The 22,046-nt window shown below is 39.5% G+C and carries 28 protein-coding genes; 13 read left to right on the top strand and 15 right to left on the bottom strand.

Features of this window, described 5'->3' with window-relative positions; translation table 11 throughout:
* Positions 1-19 precede the first annotated feature (19 nt).
* From HZC31_00680 to HZC31_00655, 6 genes are read right to left on the bottom strand one after another with little or no spacing between them, the layout of a single operon-like run.
* Positions 20-577: a MarR family transcriptional regulator gene (locus tag HZC31_00680; protein ID MBI5001880.1), complete on the bottom strand. Its 558-nt coding sequence runs from the start codon at positions 575-577 to the stop codon at positions 20-22.
* A gap of 23 nt (positions 578-600) precedes the next feature.
* Positions 601-918: a chorismate mutase gene (locus tag HZC31_00675; GenBank protein ID MBI5001879.1), complete on the bottom strand. Its 318-nt coding sequence runs from the start codon at positions 916-918 to the stop codon at positions 601-603.
* Positions 919-922: 4 nt separating this feature from the next.
* A complete protein-coding gene (locus tag HZC31_00670; GenBank protein MBI5001878.1) occupies positions 923-1,150 on the bottom strand; it encodes a ferredoxin in 228 nt (75 codons plus the stop codon).
* Positions 1,143-2,405, bottom strand: coding sequence for a U32 family peptidase (locus tag HZC31_00665; GenBank protein ID MBI5001877.1), 1,263 nt, complete (start codon positions 2,403-2,405; stop codon positions 1,143-1,145). Before HZC31_00665 ends, HZC31_00670 begins: the two co-directional genes overlap by 8 nt.
* A gap of 31 nt (positions 2,406-2,436) precedes the next feature.
* Positions 2,437-2,880, bottom strand: a complete 444-nt coding sequence (locus HZC31_00660) for an NUDIX hydrolase (GenBank protein ID MBI5001876.1) — start codon at positions 2,878-2,880, stop codon at positions 2,437-2,439.
* A 13-nt stretch (positions 2,881-2,893) separates the two neighbouring features.
* Positions 2,894-3,301 (bottom strand): rhodanese-like domain-containing protein, encoded by a 408-nt coding sequence (locus HZC31_00655; protein ID MBI5001875.1) that lies wholly within the window; start codon positions 3,299-3,301, stop codon positions 2,894-2,896.
* A gap of 100 nt (positions 3,302-3,401) precedes the next feature.
* On the opposite strand from HZC31_00655, the gene HZC31_00650 reads away from it, so the two are divergent.
* Together HZC31_00650 and HZC31_00645 are read left to right on the top strand one after the other, a co-directional pair.
* Complete coding sequence (locus HZC31_00650; protein MBI5001874.1) at positions 3,402-3,596, top strand: DUF2892 domain-containing protein; 195 nt, start codon at positions 3,402-3,404, stop codon at positions 3,594-3,596.
* A gap of 86 nt (positions 3,597-3,682) precedes the next feature.
* Complete coding sequence (locus HZC31_00645) at positions 3,683-3,955, top strand: hypothetical protein (GenBank protein ID MBI5001873.1); 273 nt, start codon at positions 3,683-3,685, stop codon at positions 3,953-3,955.
* Positions 3,956-3,963: 8 nt separating this feature from the next.
* On the opposite strand, the gene HZC31_00640 is transcribed toward HZC31_00645, so the two are convergent.
* A complete protein-coding gene (locus HZC31_00640) occupies positions 3,964-4,587 on the bottom strand; it encodes a class I SAM-dependent methyltransferase (GenBank protein MBI5001872.1) in 624 nt (207 codons plus the stop codon).
* Positions 4,588-4,611: 24 nt separating this feature from the next.
* Positions 4,612-6,297, bottom strand: a complete 1,686-nt coding sequence (locus HZC31_00635; GenBank protein MBI5001871.1) for a hypothetical protein — start codon at positions 6,295-6,297, stop codon at positions 4,612-4,614.
* 103 nt (positions 6,298-6,400) lie between these two features.
* Here HZC31_00635 and HZC31_00630 point away from each other — a divergent pair, with 103 nt between their 5' ends.
* Positions 6,401-8,050 carry an NAD(P)/FAD-dependent oxidoreductase gene (locus HZC31_00630; protein MBI5001870.1) on the top strand — a complete coding sequence of 550 codons (1,650 nt, stop codon included), beginning with the start codon at positions 6,401-6,403 and terminating at the stop codon, positions 8,048-8,050.
* Here HZC31_00630 and HZC31_00625 read toward each other — a convergent pair.
* Together HZC31_00625 and HZC31_00620 are read right to left on the bottom strand one after the other, a co-directional pair.
* A complete protein-coding gene (locus HZC31_00625) occupies positions 8,022-9,320 on the bottom strand; it encodes an FAD-dependent oxidoreductase (GenBank protein ID MBI5001869.1) in 1,299 nt (432 codons plus the stop codon). The two genes, HZC31_00630 and HZC31_00625, sit on opposite strands and share 29 nt — an antisense overlap.
* On the bottom strand, positions 9,317-10,024 hold the full coding sequence (locus tag HZC31_00620) for a hypothetical protein (protein MBI5001868.1): 708 nt from the start codon (positions 10,022-10,024) through the stop codon (positions 9,317-9,319). The genes HZC31_00625 and HZC31_00620 overlap by 4 nt, the downstream gene beginning before the upstream one ends.
* Positions 10,025-10,156: 132 nt before the next feature.
* Here HZC31_00620 and HZC31_00615 point away from each other — a divergent pair, with 132 nt between their 5' ends.
* The 4 genes from HZC31_00615 to HZC31_00600 all read left to right on the top strand — a co-directional run bounded on the left by HZC31_00615 (position 10,157) and on the right by HZC31_00600 (position 11,676).
* The gene (locus HZC31_00615) at positions 10,157-10,603 is read left to right on the top strand and encodes a cupredoxin family copper-binding protein (GenBank protein ID MBI5001867.1); all 447 of its coding nucleotides are present in this window, start codon (positions 10,157-10,159) and stop codon (positions 10,601-10,603) included.
* A 118-nt stretch (positions 10,604-10,721) separates the two neighbouring features.
* Positions 10,722-10,937, top strand: a complete 216-nt coding sequence (locus HZC31_00610) for a hypothetical protein (protein ID MBI5001866.1) — start codon at positions 10,722-10,724, stop codon at positions 10,935-10,937.
* Between the two features lie 8 nt (positions 10,938-10,945).
* Positions 10,946-11,200, top strand: coding sequence for a hypothetical protein (locus HZC31_00605; protein ID MBI5001865.1), 255 nt, complete (start codon positions 10,946-10,948; stop codon positions 11,198-11,200).
* 56 nt (positions 11,201-11,256) lie between these two features.
* On the top strand, positions 11,257-11,676 hold the full coding sequence (locus HZC31_00600) for a DoxX family membrane protein (GenBank protein MBI5001864.1): 420 nt from the start codon (positions 11,257-11,259) through the stop codon (positions 11,674-11,676).
* Here HZC31_00600 and HZC31_00595 read toward each other — a convergent pair whose 3' ends face one another.
* A complete protein-coding gene (locus HZC31_00595) occupies positions 11,677-12,003 on the bottom strand; it encodes a hypothetical protein (GenBank protein ID MBI5001863.1) in 327 nt (108 codons plus the stop codon).
* Entirely contained in the window at positions 12,000-12,182 is a 183-nt protein-coding gene (locus HZC31_00590) for a DUF4258 domain-containing protein (protein ID MBI5001862.1), read from the bottom strand. The genes HZC31_00595 and HZC31_00590 overlap by 4 nt, the downstream gene beginning before the upstream one ends.
* 180 nt (positions 12,183-12,362) lie before the next feature.
* Between HZC31_00590 and HZC31_00585 the strand changes: the two genes are divergently transcribed.
* The 3 genes from HZC31_00585 to HZC31_00575 all read left to right on the top strand — a co-directional run bounded on the left by HZC31_00585 (position 12,363) and on the right by HZC31_00575 (position 15,085).
* Positions 12,363-13,262, top strand: coding sequence for a hypothetical protein (locus tag HZC31_00585; GenBank protein MBI5001861.1), 900 nt, complete (start codon positions 12,363-12,365; stop codon positions 13,260-13,262).
* A gap of 313 nt (positions 13,263-13,575) precedes the next feature.
* Positions 13,576-14,661 (top strand): hypothetical protein, encoded by a 1,086-nt coding sequence (locus HZC31_00580; protein ID MBI5001860.1) that lies wholly within the window; start codon positions 13,576-13,578, stop codon positions 14,659-14,661.
* 64 nt (positions 14,662-14,725) lie between these two features.
* Positions 14,726-15,085 carry a helix-turn-helix domain-containing protein gene (locus HZC31_00575; GenBank protein MBI5001859.1) on the top strand — a complete coding sequence of 120 codons (360 nt, stop codon included), beginning with the start codon at positions 14,726-14,728 and terminating at the stop codon, positions 15,083-15,085.
* Here the strand turns inward: HZC31_00575 and HZC31_00570 are convergent.
* Positions 15,024-15,731, bottom strand: coding sequence for a class I SAM-dependent methyltransferase (locus tag HZC31_00570; protein MBI5001858.1), 708 nt, complete (start codon positions 15,729-15,731; stop codon positions 15,024-15,026). The genes HZC31_00575 and HZC31_00570 overlap by 62 nt on opposite strands.
* A gap of 79 nt (positions 15,732-15,810) precedes the next feature.
* On the opposite strand from HZC31_00570, the gene HZC31_00565 reads away from it, so the two are divergent.
* Positions 15,811-17,673, top strand: a complete 1,863-nt coding sequence (locus HZC31_00565; protein MBI5001857.1) for a hypothetical protein — start codon at positions 15,811-15,813, stop codon at positions 17,671-17,673.
* A gap of 5 nt (positions 17,674-17,678) precedes the next feature.
* Here HZC31_00565 and HZC31_00560 read toward each other — a convergent pair whose 3' ends face one another.
* Positions 17,679-17,921, bottom strand: a complete 243-nt coding sequence (locus tag HZC31_00560; GenBank protein MBI5001856.1) for a YggU family protein — start codon at positions 17,919-17,921, stop codon at positions 17,679-17,681.
* Between the two features lie 161 nt (positions 17,922-18,082).
* Positions 18,083-18,391 carry a hypothetical protein gene (locus tag HZC31_00555; GenBank protein ID MBI5001855.1) on the bottom strand — a complete coding sequence of 103 codons (309 nt, stop codon included), beginning with the start codon at positions 18,389-18,391 and terminating at the stop codon, positions 18,083-18,085.
* A gap of 182 nt (positions 18,392-18,573) precedes the next feature.
* Here HZC31_00555 and HZC31_00550 point away from each other — a divergent pair, with 182 nt between their 5' ends.
* The gene (locus HZC31_00550; GenBank protein ID MBI5001854.1) at positions 18,574-20,136 is read left to right on the top strand and encodes a PQQ-binding-like beta-propeller repeat protein; all 1,563 of its coding nucleotides are present in this window, start codon (positions 18,574-18,576) and stop codon (positions 20,134-20,136) included.
* 74 nt (positions 20,137-20,210) lie between these two features.
* Entirely contained in the window at positions 20,211-21,557 is a 1,347-nt protein-coding gene (locus tag HZC31_00545; protein MBI5001853.1) for a tRNA (N(6)-L-threonylcarbamoyladenosine(37)-C(2))-methylthiotransferase, read from the top strand.
* Positions 21,558-22,046 lie beyond the last annotated feature (489 nt).

Here is a 22,046-nt window from a genome sequence, read left to right as displayed (position 1 = left end):
TTCAAGAAAGCAAAGGCTTTCAAAAAACCTTCCTCAAATAAACCTTATTCGTATTCCCTTCTGGTTTCTTGCTAATAATCCCTTTCTCTTCAAATTTTTTCAAGATCAAAGAAACATCAGTTTTGGTTAATCCCGCTCTAAATCGTAATGTAGATTGCAAAATCCCTTCCTGTTCTTTTATCGCAGTAAGAATCTTTCTTTCATCCTCAGAAAATCCAGCAAGAAAAGCGCTAAATTTCTCATCCTTTTTCTTTTCCACTTCCGCTTTCTGTAATGCGCCGGCAATTTGAAGATTTTGCTCCGCTTGTAATGCGAGAATTTGCTTTGTTTTGTCGAAGAACAAAAGATAAACCCCTATTGAAAAAAGCAACAACGAGAACGCTTCGCCAATCACAAAGATCTTGCTTTGTTGTTGATGAAGACAGGTGCCATCTTCGAGGAAACAATCTGTTGGATCCTCGCGAAGCGCGGTGATAGTTTGAATAGTGACTTCTTCATCGAGTTTGATTTTATAAAACAACCCCGCGAGCGCAATGCCCACGATAATCAGGAAAATACCCAAATTCTTTTGTTCCATAAGAGATTGGAACCAGAATGGGTTTATATTTCTTTGTTTCTGTAAATACAATGCGATTCTTCAAGAATGCGCTGAAACAAGTCAGTCACAAATGCAGGAGAAAGTCCGAGTTCTGCTCCATATTTGCATCGTGATGCAAGAATCTCTTTTTCTCTGACAGAGTCAAAGAAGGGCAGTCCATGTTCTTGTTTGTACTGGGCAACACGTTCAACAGTTTTCATTCGTTTTCCAAGAAGAGTTCGTGCTTCTTCACCGAGTTCCATCTGTTTGGAAAAAGTATCGAGTAATTGATAGTCAAGGAGATCTATTTCAGTTCTATACGTGCAAAGTTCAGCGTCCATTCTATCAATCCTCAATAACGTGAATAATATGCACAGGACAATCCTGCGCAGCGCGTTTGTTCGCCTCAACTTCAACAGTGCTAATAGTGCGAACAAAACAGTCCTTTTTCTTTTCCGAGCCAAGAAGACAAGACTTCCCATCAGCTTTTGAAATGGTCCAATACTGAGGAGCATGCTCAACACAAGAATTGCATCCAATGCATCTGTCTCTGTAATGAATTATTTTAGGCATTTTTCCCTGCTGTTTTATCGATGACGACAAAGAGCTTGTCGTTTTTCCGAATCTTTTGAGGAACAGAAAAGGTTATCTCTTCTCCTTTCTTTCCAATAATTGCCCGTTTGTCCTGAACATAAAGTTCGTTTATTATGGTCTGAAGCACTCCAGTTGTTTGTCCAGTAATGATTACTTCATCGCCTGTCTTCAGTTCTCCTGCTTCGAGCATAAAGTGAGCAATCTCAGCTTTTGGATAATAATTTTTCGCGGTGCCAAGATATTTCTTTTCTTTTGTTGCGCAAGAGCCATAAGTGCCGCTCCACTCTCCAAGTTTTTTGCCCAGATAATAGCCGCCGTGCCAGAACCCTCTGTTATACACTTCTTCAAGTTTTTTAGTCCATGCTTCAATCTTTTCAGGAGTGTATGTTCCAGCGAAATAGCTATCAACTGCTTCTTTATAGGCAGCGGTAACGGTTGCGACATATTCGGGTGCTTTTCCTCTGCCTTCAATTTTCATGATAGAAACGCCTGCTTCAATAAGCTTGTCAATAAAGCCAATAGTGCAGAGATCTTTTGGAGACATGATGTATTTGTTGTCCACAACAAGTTCCTCTCCTGTTTCATCGTCAGTAAGTTTGTAGGATCGTCGGCAGTTTTGGAGGCATGCTCCTCTGTTCGCGGAAGCGTTGTAGGTTGCAAGGCTCATGTAGCATTTGCCGGAAATTGCGACGCAAAGGGCTCCATGGACAAATACCTCAATTTGGACTAATGCTCCAGAAGGACCTTTAATCTTTTGTTCCTGAATCTGTTCAGAAATTTCTTTTATTTGTAAAAGTGTCAGTTCTCGCGCAAGCACAAGAACATCAGCGTGTTGCGCGAAAAAGCGAACAGCTTCTATATTTGAGATGTTCATCTGCGTGGAAATATGGACTGGCTGCCCAATCTGTTGTGCGTATTGAAGCACAGCAAAATCACTCGCGATGATCGCATCAATCCCTGCTACTTTTGCGGCGTCACAAATCTTTTTCATGAGAACAATGTCGTGATCATAAAGGATAGTGTTCACGGTGAGATATGTTTTGACGTGCTGTTTTTTACAGAGCGCGGCGATTTTTGGAAGATCCTCAAAGTGAAAGTTATTTGTCGCTCGCGCGCGCATGTTGAGTTGTTCAATACCAAAATAAACAGAAGTCGCGCCTGCGTGCAGTGCTGCCATGAGCGACTCGTAGGACCCCGCAGGAGCCATAATGTCGATGTTTTTTTTTGTCTCCATAAAGGAAGAAAAGAAGCAATCCTTTTTAACTTTATAGGCTTTTTGGACGGGAGATTCCTAACGTATTGAGGTAAAGCAAGGTAAAATCAGAGACCAAAGGAAGTTTTTTTATTTTTTCAAGAGGCATAAAGCACTGCGTTTTATGTTTATGCGGTTCTTTATTTTGAAGAGTCCCAGAAAAAGCAAGAATTGCGAAGAGGTGTCCTTTGACAACAACATTTTTGCCATATCGCATATAAAGAAAATCTTGTGTCGCAATCTCTTTGAAGGAAGTAATCGAGATGTTACATTCTTCGCGAAGTTCTTCCCGAAGCGAATCCTCAACACATTGATTCTCTTTTGTCTTACCAACAGGAATAGTCCAGAAACCAAATTTAACATGTTCCTGCATGAGAATTTCACCATTTTCATTAGTAATGATTGCCGCAATGCCATGATGGTCATGAAGATCTTCTGGAGTATAGGAAATAGCCATGTCTCTCCTCAAATTATTTTTCCAGCGGCAACTTCTTTTCCTGCCACGCTAAAATACCGCCATCAAGATGTCGAACATGGTTGTATCCTGCTGCTTGCAGCATATGCAGTGCGTGTCCGCTTCTGCCACCAGATCTGCAATACAGAAGAATGTCATCATTTTTCTTCACGCCAAGTTCATCCATTTTCTCTTCAGAGAGCTCCTGTACAGGAAGAAGTTTTGCGTTTTTGATGTGTCCTTCGTTGAATTCTTCAGGTCGTCGGACATCGATAAGAATAATGTCTTGTTTTTTTAGTTCTTTGGAAAAGTCTTCAGGAGAAAGATCAAGTGTTCTATTCTCCTCTTTAGGAGCAGCAGTGGTGCATGTTCCTGTTGCGCATGTTGTTTCTTTTCCAAATAATTTTTGTAAAAATTGTTTCATAGAGAAAAGAAGAGACTCATTGTTTTTATGTTTTGTGAAGGAAAAACAGCAACTTTAATATACACACAGTGACAAAAGAGAACAAAAGAGGTGTTTTATCATGAAACAAAATCTAGGAACAGTGGATCGCGTGTTACGCTTTGCGTTAGCGTTTTGGTGGCTAGGACCATGGGCACCGCAGTATAATATGGTGTGGCTGAATTGGGTCATTGCAATCGTGGGTTGGATTGCGTTGGTAGAAAGCTTTTTCTGTTATTGCGCATTGAAAGAAATGCTCGGATTAAAACCACAATAAACATGAAAGCGCGAATAAAGCGCCACATACGGCGCTCTTTTTTTCTTTTTTGTGCAATTCTTATATTCACGTTTTTCGATTGGCTGGTGCATCAAAGTAGCCAGATGCTTGAAGTGCCATTATGGTATTTCACAAATAAAATTCTGTATGGAACGCTGTGGGCATGTCTTGCAGGTCTTTTCGTAACAAAGCTCTCTATTCCAAAGCAGGCTGCGGTCATCACAATAGTCACAGTCACATTACTCCAAATCCGTTATTTGTTGTACGGTTATCCAGTATTGTTTCATCTTATTGTTTTCCCAGAACATCTTTTTTTTCTGTATGTTGCAACGTATTATATGTTAAAGATATCGAAGTAAAGAAGAACTCATATCTTTTTAATCACAACAAATGTTGCAAGTCCGCACGCGTATTTCTTTATTTCCTTTTTACCATTCATTTTTTCAATTTCTTCGGCAGAAACAAAAGTAGAGCGAAAGAGGTGTGTTGCAAGGGGAAGAAACCAGAATGCAATATACCATACGGGTTTTGTGAGAAAAACAAGAAGTATTGTGCCATCTTTGGCTAAATTTTTGTAACCTCTGTTGACAACAGCAGAAGGTTCAGGAATGTGGGAAAGCACCCACGTGCAAATCATAAGGTCAATGGTTTTGGGGAGCACAACAGTACGCGCGTCTCCTTCAAGAAAAGAAATATGCTCTTGACGTCCAAATTTCTGTTGCGCGACAGCGAGCATATCAGGAGAGAAATCAATGCCGAGATACGAGGGAAATGGTTTCTGCAAAGACAAAATTCTACCAATATTAATTCCAGTGCCGCAGCCAATCTCTACAATCTTTGTTTTGGAAGTAATATTCATTTGAAGTGCTTCAAGAAAATCCTTCTCAAGGGTGTGTTCAACAATCCTTGTCCATAGTATTCGAAAAGGATCATACCAGGTCGCGTGACCGAGATGATAAAGAGATTGAACTGAAGTAAGATTTTTGCTCATGCTTCTTCTATAATTGTTCTCTATTTATTTCTTGTTGTTTTTCATATAATGCACAAGCCATATACCAAGTCCTAGTGCCAGATACAGCTCGATCATAGGAAGCGACAACATATGCTGTTGTCCTTCTTGAAGAAAGCTTGTAATAGCGCTTGCGATGACAAGTGCCGCGATAATAGTTCCAACAACGCGTATGTTGTTTGCTTTATGAAATTCGTTCATATATCCACTAAACTCTTTTTTATCTATGGTGACAGCGATGCTTCCTTTTTCGATGAGTTTTAGAACTCGCGCCGTATGAAGCGGAAGATCTTCAACAATCTCTCCATAATCAAGAGAATTTCTCAATAAATTTTTGACGGTTTTAACAGGGTGAAGTTGTTGTTTCAGCGTCTTTTCTACAGACTCCCGTGCGTCAGTAAGAATGTTAAATTGAGGGTAAAGGTTTCTTCCAACAGATTCAGAAGTAACAAACGCTTTAGAGAGTAATACTAAATCTGAAGGAAAGTAAATTTTGTAAGGCACGCCCGCGATAACTGCGCGAAAAAATGCGTCGCTCAAACTGCTGTTTCCCACAGAGCCGTAGCATGCAGCAAGGATGTCCATGAACGCTCTTTTAAATCCTTCAATATCTGATTCTTCTGTTGTCTCCGCGAGATCAAGGATGTGCACCATGGCTCTCTCAAAATCACGCTCTAACAAGTGGATGAGATAAAGAGAAAGTTTTCGCCGCTGTCGTTCAGTCACTCTCCCCACAATGCCAAAATCAAGAAAACCAAATCTGTTTCCTTGGAGAGCAAGAATGTTGCCGGGATGAGGATCACCATGAAAAATGCCATGAACAAGTGTTTGCGCGACAATAATGGTGATGCCATTTATAGCAAGTTCTTTTTTGTTTATGTGGAGTTTTTGTAATCCTTTGGCATCACTAATGTGTGTACCGTCAATAAATTCCATGGTGACTATTTTTTTCGATGTCAATTCCCAGTGGACTTCAGGTATTTTGAGAAGCGTTTCATTTTTGAAGACAGTCCGCATCTCATCCATAATGCGGCCTTCATTGCGGAAATCAAGTTCCTTCATGGTCCAATCTTTAAATTCCTGAACAAACCGCTTCGGTCGGAATGGTCGTGTTTCTGGAATGTGCGTTTCAAAAAGAGCGGCAACTTTTTCCATGATTCTAATGTCTTGTTCAATAGTGGTTCGAACGTCAGGTCTGAGCACTTTTACCGCAACCTTTTTTCCATTTTTTAGCTGGGCAATATGAACTTGCGCGATGGATGCGGCAGCAATAGGTTTTTTATCAAAGGAAGAAAAAAGTGATTGAACAGGTTTGCCAAATTCAGCTTCAATAATTTTCTGTACTTCGTTGAATGAAAATCCAGGAACATCTTCCTGTAATTTCCGAAGTTCAGCGCAGTATTCTTCAGGGATAACATCTGGACGTAAGCTGAGTAACTGGCCAAATTTGATGAATGTTGGCCCAAGATTTTCAATCACTTCTCTGAAATGGAGAGGGAGTGAATGCTTTTCAGGAGGACAATTGCATTTTCTTTTGATGAAACAGCGAATCCGGCAACGGACAGAAACACATTTCTTGAGTCCACTTTTTTTAATGTAATACGAAAAACCGCCCATAAAAAAAGCAGTAGCGATGTCGCTCAGTCTTTTCATGTCTTCTATGTCTTGTTTAATATGGTGTAAGGAGGTCATAGTATAGTGCTCTACTAGTGACGATTATTGCTTATCATCTTATTTAAACCTTTTGCTAACCAACACAGAAACATTGAAATAGTTCTTCTTTATCTGAAAACAAATGAAGAAGCATAGTACAGGTGCGTTATCAAAAGAACAGCGTCAAGAGCAGGATGCGATATACAAACAAAGAAAGAAATATGATTTTATCATTATTGGAACAGGAATTTCTGCGTTGACTGTAGGTGCCCTATTAGCGCACGCGGGAAAAAAGATTTGTATGGTCGAGGCGCACGACGTTCCAGGAGGGTATGCGCACACCTTTAAGATGGGTGATTTTCATTTCTGCGCGCAAATCCATTATATCTGGGGATGCGCGCCAGGAGAGAGAATTTACGAATTCCTCAAACAGATAGGATTAGAAAAGGATATCACTTTTGAATTGTTCAATCCAGAAGGCTATGACCGCGTTGTTCTGCCCGATGAGAAAAGTGTTATGATTCCATACGGCTTTGACAAGCTTGAGCGGCATATTGAAGCGGCGTATCCAGGAGAAGGAAAAAAAGTAAACAAGTTCTGCAAGATACTCACCACGATTCGAAAAGAGATAGCATTTCTTCCAAAACAGAAGAGCGGCTGGTGGGAGTACGTCAAAAGCTTTCCAAAATGTTTGACAATACTGAAATATCGAAAAAAAACACTTCAAGATGTTTTTGATGAGTGCGGTCTCAGCAAAGAAGCGCAGGCGGTTCTCTGCGCGAACGCGGGAGATTTCATGCTTCCGCCGGAGCGATTGTCCATCTTCGCGTATATTGCGTTATTTTGCGGCTATAACAATGGAGCGTATTATCCAACAAAACATTTCAAGTATTTGACAGAACGGCTTGCGTCATTCATCACAGAGCATGAGGGTTGCCATATTTTTTATGAAACAGAAGTGGATAAAATAAATACAGAAGAAAATAAAGTAACAAGCCTCGAAACAAAAGACGGCAAGACGTTTACCGCTACACAGTTCATTTGTAATATGGATCCTCAGGCAGCGTCCTACATCATTGGCAGGGATAAATTTCCAAAGCAATACATCAAAAAACTTGATTATGAATATTCTCCATCAGGAGTAATGATTTATTTAGGTCTTAAAGATATTGATCTTCTCAAATATGGGTTTGGAAAATATAATACATGGCATCTTCTGCAGTGGGATATGAACAAGATGTGGAAAGAGCAGTTGGAAGAGCACAATTTTGAGAAGCAGTGGTTTTTTATTTCAACGCCGACATTGCATACAGAAAAAGCAGGAACTGCGCCAAAAGGAAGTCATGTCATGGAAATCGCGACAGTCACAGGATATGATGTTTTCAAAAATATGCAGAAGAACAGCTATAAAGAATATCTTCAGGCAAAGATGGCAGTTGCGGAGAGGATGCTGGATTTAGTGGAAAAATATTATGTTCCAGATTTGCGTAAGCATATTGCGGTAAAAGTAGTGGGCACACCAGTGACGCATGAAGATTTCTGTCAGGCGATTCGCGGCAATGCGTACGGCTCCAACATGACGCCAGAGCAAATGGGTCTTGGTCGCCTGAAAGCAAAGACACCGTTTACAAACTTCTTCTGGTGCAATGCGTCAAGCGGATATGCGGGAGTCTATGGCACCGTTGCGACAGGAATGAATCTGTATATGGACCTTACTGGAGACAAGTTTTTTGACTCAAGAAATGTTCCTGATGATGAGAAAATTATTGCGTGGGTTTGTAAGAAGCAATGATTTGTTGAGCAACCCGTTGACCGCAGCGAAGCGCTCCTTCTGTCCATGGACTGTTGAGATAATCGCCGCAAAAATAAATGTTGTTTTCTCCTTGCCCTTTTTTCAGAAATTCGCTAACAGATCGAATATGTTCCTGCGAAAATTTGGGCATTGCTTCTGGCCAGCGATGCAAATCATACCCTTCCAGATCATCCTCGTCGAGCCAGGAACAAATCTTAAGAAATTCTTTTCGGACAAGAGAGAATATCTCTTTATCTGGTTTGTCAAGAATCTTTTTCGCGAAATCTTCATGAAGCCAGACAGAGAGCATGCTTTTGTCTTTATGGATGAGTTCTTCTCCTTTCATTTTTTCATTGGTAAATCCAGATATTGCGCTGCTTTCTTTATATGGAACCCAGACAACAGAAAACTGCCGCATTTTTTTTGAGGGGACGCGGAAAGCGACGCTGATTGTGGAAGAGTATGGTGTTCCATCAAGCACCTTTTGTTGTTCCCTCGTCGGGTTTTTGTATATCTTTTTGGTGATGCCTGCTGTGGTTGCCAAAACCGCTTTTTCAAAAGATGCTGTTTTTCCATTTGTCACAAGTTCGACGCTTTTTTTCCTCGCGTGAATGTGTGTGACAGGAGTAGCTGTTCTTACGTGGAGTTGTTTTGCTAGCGCGTTGGGCAATGCGCTCATTCCGCCTTTTGTGTTATGAAGATCCCAATCTTTTTTATGGTATTTTATAGACTGCATAACTCCAAGTAAGGCGCTGACGCTTATTTCTTTTGCTCTATGAAATTGATATGTTGACGCGAAAGGATCAACATAATAATCAGCAATCTCTTTTCCTGTTTTTCGTTTCATGAAATCATATGCGTTTTCATGGTCATATGCTCTAGCGGTGGAAAGATCAAAGAAATCAATTCCCTTTCCACAGCGGAGAAATTGGAGAGAAAGCAGCACCTTTGAAACCCAGCTCACTCCTGCGGTCAATGGAAGAATGTTGCCATCACGGGCGATGCCGTATTGCAGAAAAGACATCTTCTGCCAGAGAACGCCGAGTTCGTTGCAGTATTTTCTCATTTCGGTATAGACATTCGCGAGATGATTTGCGCCAATGTCAAAGGGCATGTCCTTTTTTGTTCTTGTGGACATTCTTCCGCCAACAATATTTTCTTTCTCATAAACAGTGACCGCAAAACCCGCTTTTTGGAGTTCGTACGCGCAGGTGAGTCCGGCAATTCCTGCGCCGATCACCGCGATTTTTCTCAAGCGGGGTGTTTTCATTTTTTCACAACCGTGTACCACAGCGCGTGTTCATAGGCGCTGCTCCAGAGCATGCCGAAAGTAAAGCCGAATAATAGTTCCTCGATGGGAATTCCAAGAAAGAGAATTCCAGAGAGCGCTGAAAGATTCCAGACTTCCTGAACAATCCCCGGATAGGCTAGTATGAACGTAAGGAAGAAAATAAAATAAAGACTAAGAAATAAGAGCGCGCCAATTAGTATCTTTCTCGTTAAGTCAGGTCTGCAGAGCATCGCGGCGATGCCGCCGACAAACATTGCGATGCACGCGGCGTAAATAGAGTTGATTTCTGTCCATAAAAGAAGAGGAATGAACACGAATAGTGGCGACGTAAGCGCAAGAAGATGAAAGTGATGTCGTTTGCAGTGTTTTTCTTTTTCAGGGAGTTTCTTGTGTTTTACTCTAAAGAGAGCCTCATATAAAACAGCGCCAATCCCTCCAATCGCGAAGCAAAAAATCAAGCTTTCGATGTCAAATCCTGTTCTTGCGGCAAGATCGAAAAGTGATGGTGGACTCCAATATTCTGGAACAAAAAGCGGCTCTGTGAAGCCAAAGGGCATAGTAAATAAGCTGACCCAGAACATTTCTCTTCTGACTGTGGGCTTCGCTAGAAAAATAAGAAGCCAGACACCTAAAAAGAGAAGGGAAAACGTAAGCCAGGGGTTAAAAGGATTATTGAGGGTCATTAAACCCTTTTACATTGCATATTATTTATATTTTTCCAAACATTAAAAAAGAACAACGTTTTTACTCTTTTTGGTGATAATATGATAAATATGATAAGTAAAAAAACAAGTATAATGGTAGTATTATTGTGTATGGTATTTTTCTTAGTAAGTTGTGGAGAAAAAGCAGCGGAAACAGAAGTTGTCGCAACACAGCCAGTGCTTGGAGAAGAAGGCGCGGGTGTGGAAGAAACAGTGGTTGTCAATGTCGGTGACAGTGATGTCTCAGTTTCCGTTGGAAATGATGAAGAAAAAGACAGTGAAGAACAAAGTGACACAGAAGAAACTGCTGAAGCGGAAATAGTGGCGGTTGCGATGCGGAACTACAAATTTGACGATCAGGAAATCAGGATTAAAGAAGGAACAACAGTAGTCTGGACAAATTATGATAGCGCGCCGCATACAGTGGATGGGGAAGGATTAAATTCCAGAACAATCAGCCAGGGAGAATCATGGACTTATACCTTCACGAAAAAAGGGTTGTATGATTATTACTGCAGCTATCATCCAAGCATGACAGGAAATGTGGTTGTGGAATAGAATAATCGAAAAGTACATTTTTGCATTTTTTCTTAATTTTTGCTTGAATGTAGTCAACTTGTCCAAAACCTCTTTTTATGACTAAAACTATAAATAGAAGTTCTCCCTAACGGGGAATATGTCAGAAGCAATATCTATAACAGATGTGTATGAAGAATTAAAGAAGATAGAGCGCAATATGGTCACAAAGCAGGAGCTTGAATCACTTTCGGCGACTATTGAAATTCTCAGTAACCCTGAAACAATGAAGCAGCTTGCGGAGAGTGCGGAAGATATTCGAAAAGGCAAAGTAAGACAAGTCACGTCAGCACACGATTTACTTAGTGAGTTATAATGTCATGGATGATCAAGCGTACAGACACTTTTCTTCGTTTTCTCAAACCACATAGGCATAATGCACAGCTTTTTGCAGCGTTAGATAAAAAAATCCAGCATCTAAAGGAAGATCCTGTTGCTGTAGGTGGAGAGTTAGCAGGAGCATTACACGGAAAACGTTCTACTCGTCTTATTAGAAAGTTCCGTCTTATTTTTTCTCTAAATGAACAAGAAAAAATTGTATATTTAGAAGCTATAGATCACAGGGGAGATATTTATTAATTTCACAACTATTTTTCTCATCAATTGGGAAAGAAGAAAAAAAGAGGTGTAGAAAAATGATATTTCAAAAAATAGAAGCGAAAGCACAGCAATACCAATGGCTTGCGCCAATCCTGCTGAGAACAGGAGTTGCTGTCGTTTTCCTCATCTTCGGGATTGACAAATTTTTTCATGTCAATGCGTGGCTTGCATATGTTCCACCCTTGGCAGCGCAATTCATTCCAATAAATCTCACTTTATTTATGTACATTCAGGGAGTAATCGAAGCAGTGCTTGGATTTCTGTTATTGATCGGTTTTTGGTCGAGAACAGTTTCTTTTCTCTGCGCGTTGCATCTCGCAGGCATAATAGTTGCGTTAGGCTACAACGAAATCACGGTCAGAGACTTTGGTTTATTTATGGCAACGCTTGCGCTTTCATTGAGAGAACAAATGAAGTGGAGTATTGATAGTTGGATGAAGAAAGAAAGAGAGTAATCAAACTTCAATCGTAATTTCATGGGTGTTTTTTGGAACAATACGGACTTCTTTTTCTTTTTGAAGGTTAAGAAATGCAGCAATCTCTTTGGGGATTCTGACTGCAAGACTATTTCCTACTTGTGCAACCTTTGTCTTTTTCGCAAGTCCAAATAAACCCAGTTCTTTTGATTTCACTTGTATTTTTTTTGCAGTGTCACTATCAAAGAAAGCTTCTCCACAAGAAGAACAAGCTTGTGCCTTAAATTTGCCAAGGGAAACACCAAATTCTTTGTGTTCAACAATCTTTTCTTCTAATGTTCCTTTTCCGCACATCACGCATTTCATAGTTTTTCACCCATATTTTTGTAAACAGTTATGACAAATAAGGTATCTTCCTCTTTGACAAAAACACACTCAGTTCCTGCCATGTTTGCATGCCATTTTTCTGTATCATGCTCCTTCCATTTCATTCCTTGTTTAAGCGCAGTTTCAACTTCTTCAATATCAAGACCATATCCATCCATTTTTTCTAAGGCATGCTTACTAAAAACAATTTGAATAAGTAATCACCAAGATATGCGTGGATTTACAAGTATATATATTTTACTGTTTTAATAATTAACTTTCAAGTAGTAAATTAAGCGAAAACTATATAAATAACACGATTTTAGTACCAATATTAAACAATTAAGGTGATGACACAAATGGCGAAACAAGAACGAGTAACAATCAATGATGAGCACGCAGCAGATTCATTTTATGATGATTCTCTACCAACTGCGTTAAGAGCAGCACAAGCACGTGCTTCTGAAACAGGTAATTTTGTTAAATCAATGCCAGAAATTTTAGTTCTTAGGAGAAAAGCTCCATTTACTAACCCTGTTTGGAGTACATGGTACACTTGCGCTTCAGAAGAGGATGTCGGAACAACAGAACAAGGAAATAAAGTCATGATTGAAGTTCACGGTGGAGGAATTTTAACACCAGAACGAATTGAAACAGCATATCAACGAAGGCTGACAAAACAATACGCAGCACATCTTGCAGAAAGTGAAGTAAAAGACCTCTTAAAAGGAAAGTTGGCTGATCAAACAGAAATTCCAGTCTATTCTTTTGCCGATTTTAGAAAGGGCATTACTGATTTGCCACGACGTTATGCAGTTGTTATGGATTATGAAATGGCAAAAAGCGTAGCTTCTGGACATTTTCCAGTAGAAAGTTTGCGTGATAATGCGCTTGTGATTGTTCGTGCAGGCGGAGTTGCAGAAGCAAACGCTTTTGTTGACAAAATCGCTCAGCGATACACAAGCTATGGAAATTGGCATCTCTTCAATGCTATTAATGCGGACGAGGCTCAGGGGCGTGTGCTCTTTGCTGGCAACAATGATTACTATGGCTTGGTTGGCAACTACAGCCTCAACGGCAATGGCCGCTTCCTCGTCGGGGTAGCGCCGGAGGCGCACGTTGCGCGAAGCGCAGACGCGAAAAAATCACCTCTCGAAGGTATGGTGAATGTAGCATTGCCTCGTGATTTTTTGACTAGTTTGGAAAGTGGTGCAGAAACTATCACCTACAACGGTCGCACGTACGATTTGAGAAAATAATTTTTCAAACATTTTTTATACCTCTTCTTTCTTTTATTTTATGTCTCAGCTATAAAACAAAACCCGTGATGGTTTTGCAACAAGGGCTTTAGACTACACGTCCTCTTGCTACGGGAGCTTGCTCTTATAAAATTCAACCACGACAGCAATGAAGTGGTGGTGATCATTTCCGCAAGAGGGCTACTCAGGGGCGTGTGCTCTTTGCTGGCAACAATGATAACAATGGCTTGAATGGCAACAACAACCTCAACAACAATGGCCGCTTCCTCGTCGGAATAGTCAAGTTCTTAAAGCTGGGACTTTTATTTTTTCTATGCCAGTATTGTATGACAAAGTTTGCGACCTTGATAACTTGAAAGAAGCATTTCAAAAAGCCAGAAAAGGAAAGACGCTAAAAACGTATGTTCTTGATTTTGAACAAAATATAGATACAAATCTGATTACATTACGCAATGAATTATTGCTTCATTGCTACAGACCAAAGCCATTGGAAACATTTATCCTGAGAGATCCAAAGACACGAAAGATTAGTAAATCAGATTTTCGTGACAGAATAGTGCATCACGCAATTTGCAATATCATTGAACCAATATTCGATAAACAGTTTATTTATGATTCCTATGCGAATAGGGTAGGAAAAGGGACACTGAAAGCAATACAGCGTTTACATTATTTCAAACGAATTGTCTCAAAAAATAACAGCAGAACCTGTTATATTTTGAAAGCAGACATAAAAAAGTATTTTGATGCTGTTGATCACAAGATTCTCCTTTCTCTCCTTGAGAAGAGAATCTTTGATAAGGATTTGTTGTGGCTTATTGCTATAATTCTGGAAAACCATCATACAACAGAGATAGGCAAAGGAATGCCGTTAGGAAACCTCACATCACAATTTTTTGCGAATATTTACTTAAACGAATTAGACCAATTTGTAAAACACGATTTGAAAGCAAAATGGTACATTCGTTACGTGGATGATTTTGTGATTTTAGACGAAAAGAGAAATATTTTAGAATTATGGAAAGAAAAAATTGATTTCTTTCTGAAAACAACATTGCAATTGGAACTTCATCCGACAAAATCAAAAATTCTCACATTAAATAATGGTATCACTTTTCTTGGTTTCCGTATCTTTTTTCATCATACGCTTGTTAGAAAAAAGAATGTTTGGAAATTTAAGAGAAAGCTAAAAGCACTCAAAAAAATGTATGCAAAAGGGAAAATAGGTAGAGAAAAAGTAATCGAGTCTTTAGAAGGATGGATAGCTCATGTTTCTCACGCTAATACATACAAATACAGAAGAAAAGTTGTGCGCACGTTTAACATCTTATTTCCGTTGAAATTAAAAATTACACCAAAAAATAATTTTTTCGCCCCCCCCCCCCCCGACGGTAACTAAGAAAACAACAAATTTTCAAAAGAAAATAAGAAGGAGTCAAGAACAGTTTAGTTATCAAAAGAGTGTGCAATTTCTTAAGAGAGGAAATACAATTCAACAAGTAGCAGAATTGCGTAGCATCAAAGAAAACACGGTTTGGGAACATGCAGTAAAAGGTATTGCTTCAAATAATATCTCGATTTATCAAATTCTAACAAAAGAACGTGTTTTGGAGACTCTCTTTTATATCCATAATAGTGTTGACACGCTGAAAATAATAAAAGACCGAATTCCGAATCAAACAATAACTTATAATGAGATCGCATGTGTTCTTGCATGTTATAGAGTAAGAAACAGAAAATCTAGAAAAAAGTCTGTCCAACCTACTTCTTCTTCGCTTCGAACAAAAACACACCGAGTGTTGGAGTCGCTTTCCACGTCTTAAACGCAGTAACAGTAAACTTATGCTTCTTGAGCATCTCTTCTACTTCTGCTGCGCTGTATGCTTTATGATGTGCCTTATGAAACAATCGTGCAAATCTATCAAAGATAAATGTCGTCGGATAATCAGTGCAAATGTCAAGTATCAACAATCTTCCATTCTTCTTCAACACGCGGCGAAATTCCGCAAGCGCGTGATCAGGATGGGGTAAATGATGTAACACTGAAGAAGAAATCACCACATCAACGCTTGCGTTCTTCGCGCTAAAATTTTCGCAGTGCGCAAGTTCAAGAGAAAGTGTTTTGTTAAATCTATCTTTGGAAAGATGATATTCCGCAAGATCAAGCATAGCGGGCGTAATGTCAAATCCTAAAATATTCCCACGATGCTTGAACTTCTGTCGGATTCCGGCAATAAGACTTCCAGTGCCGCAGCCTGCGTCAAGAATTGTTTCCTTGCCTTTCAATTTGAGTTGATCAAGAATTGCTTTTTCAGTAGAAGCAAGATATGTTTTCCATTTGTCATTATAAATCCTCGCGATGCCAGTATATTCCTCAACAACATTTTTGTATAATTTTTTAGTATAAGAATCTTTGATGTAGCTCTTGTATTTGGAGTTTATCTTTTTCTCTGCTTTTTTCTTTGCCATAATAATTCTTTTCTCATATTTAGTTTTATATAAACCTTTCGGACGAAGTTTTATATAGAAGAATGACGCAGAAAAATCCATGAAACAACTTTATCCGCTCCTCTTCACTGCATTGGTTGCTTGTGTAAGTATGGGGGTTATTTTGCTCATTCAAGACGCGGAAGGAATAACAACGCACAACACAGAAGAGTCAATTTATTTTTCTCTCACAGGCGCCGCAGTAGCGACAGCGCAAACAGATATTTTTTCCATTTCTGCAAAAGCAACAAGTGGCACAATAAAATGGAAAAATAGTGATGGAAAATTAATTTCCATCCCTATTGCAGGAGATGGCAGTGCGAGTGGACAATCGCAGACAGAAGCAGTATATTACGGAAAAGAGCAGAATGGAAATCCGGATGACAGAATATACTTAGAAAGTGAAGCGTGTGCAGGAACAACAAGTGTCGAAGATTGTGTTGGTGCGCAATTTCTTGTCATTGCGCGGCAGAACGCGCATCTTTTCAAGATCAAAAGTATAAACACAGAAAAAAATCAAATCAGTATGGAAGACAGTTCGTATGAAAAAGAGGCGAATAATCTTCAGTACACAGATGGAAGTGCAACAGCGTTTACTATTGGCGATACGACAATCTTTCTGACAATCAATGAAGCGACAAACCAAATTTCCTTCACCAGCATTGGTAGCAGCGATGGAGCAACAATTGAACTCTACGACAAAGCAACACTAGAACTCGTCAACACAAACACAGGAACACAAATTGTTGAAGGGTTTTTGTTTTCAGAATATGCGGATGGCGCGTTAGCAGCGAGCAAATACATTGGTCATGGGACAAATCCTGCGCTGAGTATCGAAATAGTTTACGATGATCTCTATAACAACCAAATAGAAATAAGTAACAATCTCTTGACGGATTTAGGAAAAGCGCAGGGCAGTGGCTGGTACACGACAGATCAAACACGTTCTTTTTACACAAATAAAGGAACACTGTTCACCTATGCGGAAGAAAAAAATAAACTGACTATAAGCTATAAAAAAACAACGACCGGCGCAATAGTAACAATACAAAAAACAACACAAGAGACAGCGCAGACAATCTATGGCGTGGATACGCAAGGCGATGTGGGAAGAGATTCTTCTCTTGTCTTAGACAAACGAGGAAATGCGTACATCAGTTATTTTGATGAAACAAATGACGCGTTGAAATACGCGTATGAAACAGCGGATGGTTGGTATGTGCAAACAATCGATACAGGAAACGTCGGCAGAGAATCCGCGATTGCGCTGGACACAAATGATCTTCCACACATTATCTATACAGACACAAAGAATAAGCAACTCAAGTACGCGAATTACGATGGTTCACAATGGAATCTCTGGATAATAGAAGACGCATACACGACTGCTGTAAATCCAACAATTGCGTTAGATAGCAACAACCAGCCGCGCATTGCGTTTTATGATTATGAAAATGACAATCTGTTGTACATGAAATATGATGCAGAAGTACAGCAATGGGAAACAGAAATTGTCGATGAAAAAGGAGATGTAGGAGCAAATCCTTCAATGATGCTAGACAGCGATGATAATCCGCACATCGTCTATTTTGAAAATGGATACGATCTGGTGAAGTATGCGCATGAGGAAAGAGGGATATGGCAAACAATGATCATTGATGATTCAGGAAGTATGGGATTATGGACAAGCATACAGGCGAATGCAGAGGGAAAACTGTCTTTGTGGTATTATAATGGATTGCTGGACAAAGCAGTAAATCTGCAGTATGTTGAGGATGCCACGTGGCAACAGAATACCTATGACCTTGGCGGATTTGCGTTATATCAAGGAGATCTTGTGGTGGATGACTCCAACTATCTACATATAACGTATTATCCAACAGAAGAAAAAGATTTGCGGTACGTCGTGACTGAGTTGGGTTGAAATTCTTATTCCATTATTTTCAATATTTTCTCCTTACTTCGCAATCCAGAAACAAACGCAACTTTTTTCTTAAGTTGTCGAGAAACAAACTTAAGGAGTTCTTTGTTTGCTTTGTCTTTATCAGCAGGAGCGGCGACAGCGATTTTGACGATGTGAGCAGCAGCATCATAAGAAAGAATTTCAGTCTTTTTTGCGTTTGGTTTGACAGAAATGTGAATTTTGTTGTTCACAAGATAATCACTGAGCATAATTTTTAACTTATCTCTCCACTATATATGTGTACCTATCACAAAACACGCACCATGAAAGAAAATCAATCGCTAAGCAAAGACCTTGTATGACTACGCAATCTATTATTATTAAAAATAAATCCGACCTATAAACAGAAAATAATAAAAGAATAAAAAAATCAAACCCTCGGACGTGCTTCTTTTTCCACTTTCTTCAAGACACTATCCAATCCCACAAGAAGATTTCGTTCAACAACATATGCGGTATAGACATTATCTATCTTTAAGTGCGCGTGAATTTCGTATTTCTCTGATTTTTCTCGTTCATGAACTGTTTTAAGGGTCATGTTCAAGCCACGAAAGCCGCTGTTGTGTGCGCTCATGTCTTTGACAAAATTACCCACTATTTTTTTGACAATCACTAATGTTGCCGGATCAAGCTCTCTAAATCCAGTTAATTGAATATTACCACCAAGTTCTAAAGTCATATCCTTCACCTCTTATTTCACTGCGATTTCAACACTATGTTTTGGTTCTCACGAGAACGATCTTTTTTAGAACTCAAGGTATATAAAGATTATTGTTGCGATTTTCATGAACTATAATATGGATAGGTTTATATAGAAAAATAGTAAGAGAAGTGTATTCTTATCAAAGAGAGGTGTGTATCATGAGTAAAACGCATATGGAAAAATATATTGTGGGTGCAGTTCTTGTTGTTGCAATTGTTGGAGTTCTTTCACTATTAATGACTGGAGGATCAAATAATCTTACAGGTCAAGCAGTAGGAGATCCACTGTGTACTGATACAGATGGACCCGTGGGAGCAGGAGGATTAGTATATACCACACAAGGAACAATTTCTGGAGGAACATGGAAAACAACAGGTGCAGTATATGCGGATAAAACAGATTCCTGTGTGACAAGCGGAAGAAAAGCAGGATACCTTTTGGAAGGATTTTGTCCTGATTCAACTCATGGTTTTTATAATTACGTCGATTGTGCAATAAAGGTTGGCGCAGGATATCGCTGTATTAGTGGTGCGTGTGTATTAGATTCAGATGCAGATGGAGTTCCTGATGCAAGTGATGTTTGTCCAGGGTATGATGATACAGATGATGCAGATGGCGATGGGACGCCGGATGGTTGTGACACTTCTGTCTCTGAAATAGTTATTGCAGGATCACAAGATGGAAATGTTTATGTCCTTAATGCAGAAGATGGATCTCTTGTTGAAACAATAAGCGCAACTGCTGCTTCAGAGTATCATGGTGAAGTCGTTAGCGATGTTCTTTATATCACTCAGGCAGTGGGTCTCCATGCGTATAATATAGATGATTTTAGTTCTCTTGGAACCGATACAGCAGGAACGTATGTCTATGATTCTGGTGGATTAAGCTATTTTGAAGACGATCAGCCTGAAGTAGATGAATATTATACTTATGTAGGTTCCACATCTGATAGGATTATTGCCATTGATATAAACAATGCAGAAATTTATTGGCAGTATGATGTAAGTTCAGATGAGGATTTTAATAAACCCGCAATATTAGGTGATACGATTTATGCTGCTGGAAAAAGTGGGACAATTTATGCGCTTGATATGACAAACATTATTGAAGGGGGAGATATACTAACGTCAGATGATGACTATCCTGATACTCTTTGGACGTATGATGTGGAGGCAACTGATACAAGCGATCTTCTTGTTGGTCCAGTAGCAGGAGATGCTATTTACATAGGAGATGATGAGGGGTATGTCCATGCTCTTGATACAGATAGCACTGTGTTATGGAGCACAAGAGTAACAAATGCGCGTGTATATGGACTTACAATATATAATGACGTGCTTTATGTGAGTGCATCAAATTCTGTTTTCGCTGTGGAAACAAGCGGTGGAACTGTTTTGTGGGAATATGAGACTGGCGATTTAGTTCAGAGCGAAGCCTTAGAAGCTTCTGCAACAAGTTATGTTTACTTTGGCTCTGATGATGGTTATGTTTATGCAGTAGATGCTGCTGATGGGAGTGAAGTATGGGCATATAATGCAGGAGAGGACGTGAATGGAGATCCATATGTGGTAAAGAGTGTTGGTTCGCTTGGGAGCGTCTTGTATGTAGGTGGAGAATCAGGAACTGTATTCGCGTTAGATGCAGATGATGGTACAGAACTATGGACATATTCTACAGGAAGTTATGTTAGAGGACGACCAATATATTATTCATACGATTAGTTTCTTTTTTTCTTTTTTTTCTTTTTACAATTCCCGCAGCAAACTTTATAATTATTCCCTTATTTTTTCAAGGAATGGAAAAGATTCACCTCCTCTCCTTCGGCTGTTCCAACAACTTTCATGAAGGAGAAGTAATGGCTGGCTTATTAGAAGCAGCAGGCTATGAAATCACAAAAGATCCATACGGAGCAGATATTATTATCCTGAACTTGTGCACAGTCAAAGGGGATCATCAGGCGCTGAGCACGCTCAAAGAAACAACAAAGCAGTACACTGCGAAGATTATTGCCGCTGGTTGTATTCTGGAAAGCACAAAAGCAACACTAAGAAGCGAAAATCCATCTCTCTCGCTCCTCAATACCCATAACATCCATAAAATTGTGGAAGTAGTGGAAGCAGTGATCGAAGGCGATGTCATTGACGCGCTGGAAAAAAACAAAACAACAAAGATCAATCTTCCCAAAGTCCGCCTTAATCCCATCATCAATATCGTTCCCGTGGGAAATGGCTGCACATCTGTTTGCACCTATTGTTCTGTCAAATTAATCAAAGGAAACATCCAATCATATAGTATCCAAGAGATTGTCGATGAAGTAAAGCGTTCTGTCGCGGAAGGCGCGAAAGAAATATATCTCACAGGCCAAGACACAGGCGCGTATGGATTGGACTGGAAAGCAGACCAGAAAAACAAAAGAATCGAACTTCCAGAACTCATTGATGCTCTAATAAGAATAGAAGGAGACTTCATGATTCGAGTGGGAATGACGTCTCCAAATCATGTCTATCGGCATCTTGATCGCTTAATTGCAGTTTATCAGCATCCGAAAATCTACAAATTTTTGCACATCCCTATTCAATCAGGCAGTAACAAAGTCTTGAAAGATATGAAACGGCCATACACAGTGGAGCAGTATAAAGAGTGTATAACTAAATTCAAAAAAGTGTATCCTGAAATAACGATTGCGACAGATATTATTGTCGGCTTCCCAGGAGAGACAGAAGCGGAATTTCAGGAAACAATAAAAATTCTTGAAGAAACAAAACCAAATGTCGTTAACCGCTCGAGATTTGCGGCAAGACCAGGCACAAAAGCAGCAGGAATGAAGCAAGTTCCAACGAACACAATAAAAGAACGATCAAAAGTGTTGATGGATGTTGCGGAAAGAATAAGTAGAGAACAAAATGCGGTGTGGAAAGGTTGGGTAGGAAAAGCGCTTGTGGATGAGTATGGAAAAAGCAATACGATGGTCGCGAGAAATTATGCCTACAAGCCAATCCTCCTCAAAGGACGATATAGTTTAGGAGAAGAAGTAGAAGTGACGATCAAAGAGACAGCGACGTATGACTTGCGGGCGTTTGTTGAAGCGAAGAGTGAAGAGCAAGATAACGAACAACCGCAGTTATTGCAGATACGAGTCTAATTTAAAGTGCAAATACAAAACACGCACCAGTAAGTCCTTTCATTGCTTGAAATGGGTTTGATGCCCCGAAGCTCTGCTTTGGTTATCGATACTCGATTTCAAGGCTTAAAAAATACCCCGGAGCTCTGCTCCTGTTGGGATTTTTTATTGTCAGGGGGACCCACGCGACGCGAAGCATTGCGTGGGGTCATTATGAGAAATAAAAAAATTCTAACCCAAATACTTCTAGTCTAATAAAAACCAACTTCCACAACAATTAAATACCAGTAAATCAAAAAAGAATCAAGGTGATATTATGGCAGCAAAAAAGAAAACAAAAAAGAAAGCAACAAAAAAATCAGCAAAGAAAAAAGCACATAAATGTAGTATGTGTTAATTTTTTCTTTTTTTCAATTCAAATGTGTCAAAGGGTTTAAATAGGTAGTTCATTTTCTCTATGATTATGGGACAAATCTCTGAAGGAAAAGCATCATACGGTGCTGGTTATAT

The organism is Candidatus Woesearchaeota archaeon (assembly GCA_016214075.1).
GTDB lineage: Archaea > Nanobdellota > Nanobdellia > Woesearchaeales > DSVV01 > JACRPI01.
Note: the sequence above shows the minus strand (reverse complement) of the source record. Positions and strands in the feature narration are given on the sequence as shown.

Bases quoted from the DNA above. Each gene is read 5' to 3' on its own strand.
- HZC31_00680 (MBI5001880.1), bottom strand. From the start codon at position 577: ATGGAACAAAAGAATTTGGGTATTTTCCTGATTATCGTGGGCATTGCG.
- HZC31_00675 (MBI5001879.1), bottom strand. From the start codon at position 918: ATGGACGCTGAACTTTGCACGTATAGAACTGAAATAGATCTCCTTGAC.
- HZC31_00670 (MBI5001878.1), bottom strand. From the start codon at position 1,150: ATGCCTAAAATAATTCATTACAGAGACAGATGCATTGGATGCAATTCT.
- HZC31_00665 (MBI5001877.1), bottom strand. From the start codon at position 2,405: ATGGAGACAAAAAAAAACATCGACATTATGGCTCCTGCGGGGTCCTAC.
- HZC31_00660 (MBI5001876.1), bottom strand. From the start codon at position 2,880: ATGGCTATTTCCTATACTCCAGAAGATCTTCATGACCATCATGGCATT.
- HZC31_00655 (MBI5001875.1), bottom strand. From the start codon at position 3,301: ATGAAACAATTTTTACAAAAATTATTTGGAAAAGAAACAACATGCGCA.
- HZC31_00650 (MBI5001874.1), top strand. From the start codon at position 3,402: ATGAAACAAAATCTAGGAACAGTGGATCGCGTGTTACGCTTTGCGTTA.
- HZC31_00640 (MBI5001872.1), bottom strand. From the start codon at position 4,587: ATGAGCAAAAATCTTACTTCAGTTCAATCTCTTTATCATCTCGGTCAC.
- HZC31_00635 (MBI5001871.1), bottom strand. From the start codon at position 6,297: ATGACCTCCTTACACCATATTAAACAAGACATAGAAGACATGAAAAGA.
- HZC31_00630 (MBI5001870.1), top strand. From the start codon at position 6,401: ATGAAGAAGCATAGTACAGGTGCGTTATCAAAAGAACAGCGTCAAGAG.
- HZC31_00625 (MBI5001869.1), bottom strand. From the start codon at position 9,320: ATGAAAACACCCCGCTTGAGAAAAATCGCGGTGATCGGCGCAGGAATT.
- HZC31_00620 (MBI5001868.1), bottom strand. From the start codon at position 10,024: ATGACCCTCAATAATCCTTTTAACCCCTGGCTTACGTTTTCCCTTCTC.
- HZC31_00615 (MBI5001867.1), top strand. From the start codon at position 10,157: ATGGTATTTTTCTTAGTAAGTTGTGGAGAAAAAGCAGCGGAAACAGAA.
- HZC31_00610 (MBI5001866.1), top strand. From the start codon at position 10,722: ATGTCAGAAGCAATATCTATAACAGATGTGTATGAAGAATTAAAGAAG.
- HZC31_00605 (MBI5001865.1), top strand. From the start codon at position 10,946: ATGATCAAGCGTACAGACACTTTTCTTCGTTTTCTCAAACCACATAGG.
- HZC31_00600 (MBI5001864.1), top strand. From the start codon at position 11,257: ATGATATTTCAAAAAATAGAAGCGAAAGCACAGCAATACCAATGGCTT.
- HZC31_00595 (MBI5001863.1), bottom strand. From the start codon at position 12,003: ATGAAATGCGTGATGTGCGGAAAAGGAACATTAGAAGAAAAGATTGTT.
- HZC31_00590 (MBI5001862.1), bottom strand. From the start codon at position 12,182: ATGGATGGATATGGTCTTGATATTGAAGAAGTTGAAACTGCGCTTAAA.
- HZC31_00585 (MBI5001861.1), top strand. From the start codon at position 12,363: ATGGCGAAACAAGAACGAGTAACAATCAATGATGAGCACGCAGCAGAT.
- HZC31_00580 (MBI5001860.1), top strand. From the start codon at position 13,576: ATGCCAGTATTGTATGACAAAGTTTGCGACCTTGATAACTTGAAAGAA.
- HZC31_00570 (MBI5001858.1), bottom strand. From the start codon at position 15,731: ATGGCAAAGAAAAAAGCAGAGAAAAAGATAAACTCCAAATACAAGAGC.
- HZC31_00565 (MBI5001857.1), top strand. From the start codon at position 15,811: ATGAAACAACTTTATCCGCTCCTCTTCACTGCATTGGTTGCTTGTGTA.
- HZC31_00560 (MBI5001856.1), bottom strand. From the start codon at position 17,921: ATGCTCAGTGATTATCTTGTGAACAACAAAATTCACATTTCTGTCAAA.
- HZC31_00555 (MBI5001855.1), bottom strand. From the start codon at position 18,391: ATGACTTTAGAACTTGGTGGTAATATTCAATTAACTGGATTTAGAGAG.
- HZC31_00550 (MBI5001854.1), top strand. From the start codon at position 18,574: ATGAGTAAAACGCATATGGAAAAATATATTGTGGGTGCAGTTCTTGTT.
- HZC31_00545 (MBI5001853.1), top strand. From the start codon at position 20,211: ATGGAAAAGATTCACCTCCTCTCCTTCGGCTGTTCCAACAACTTTCAT.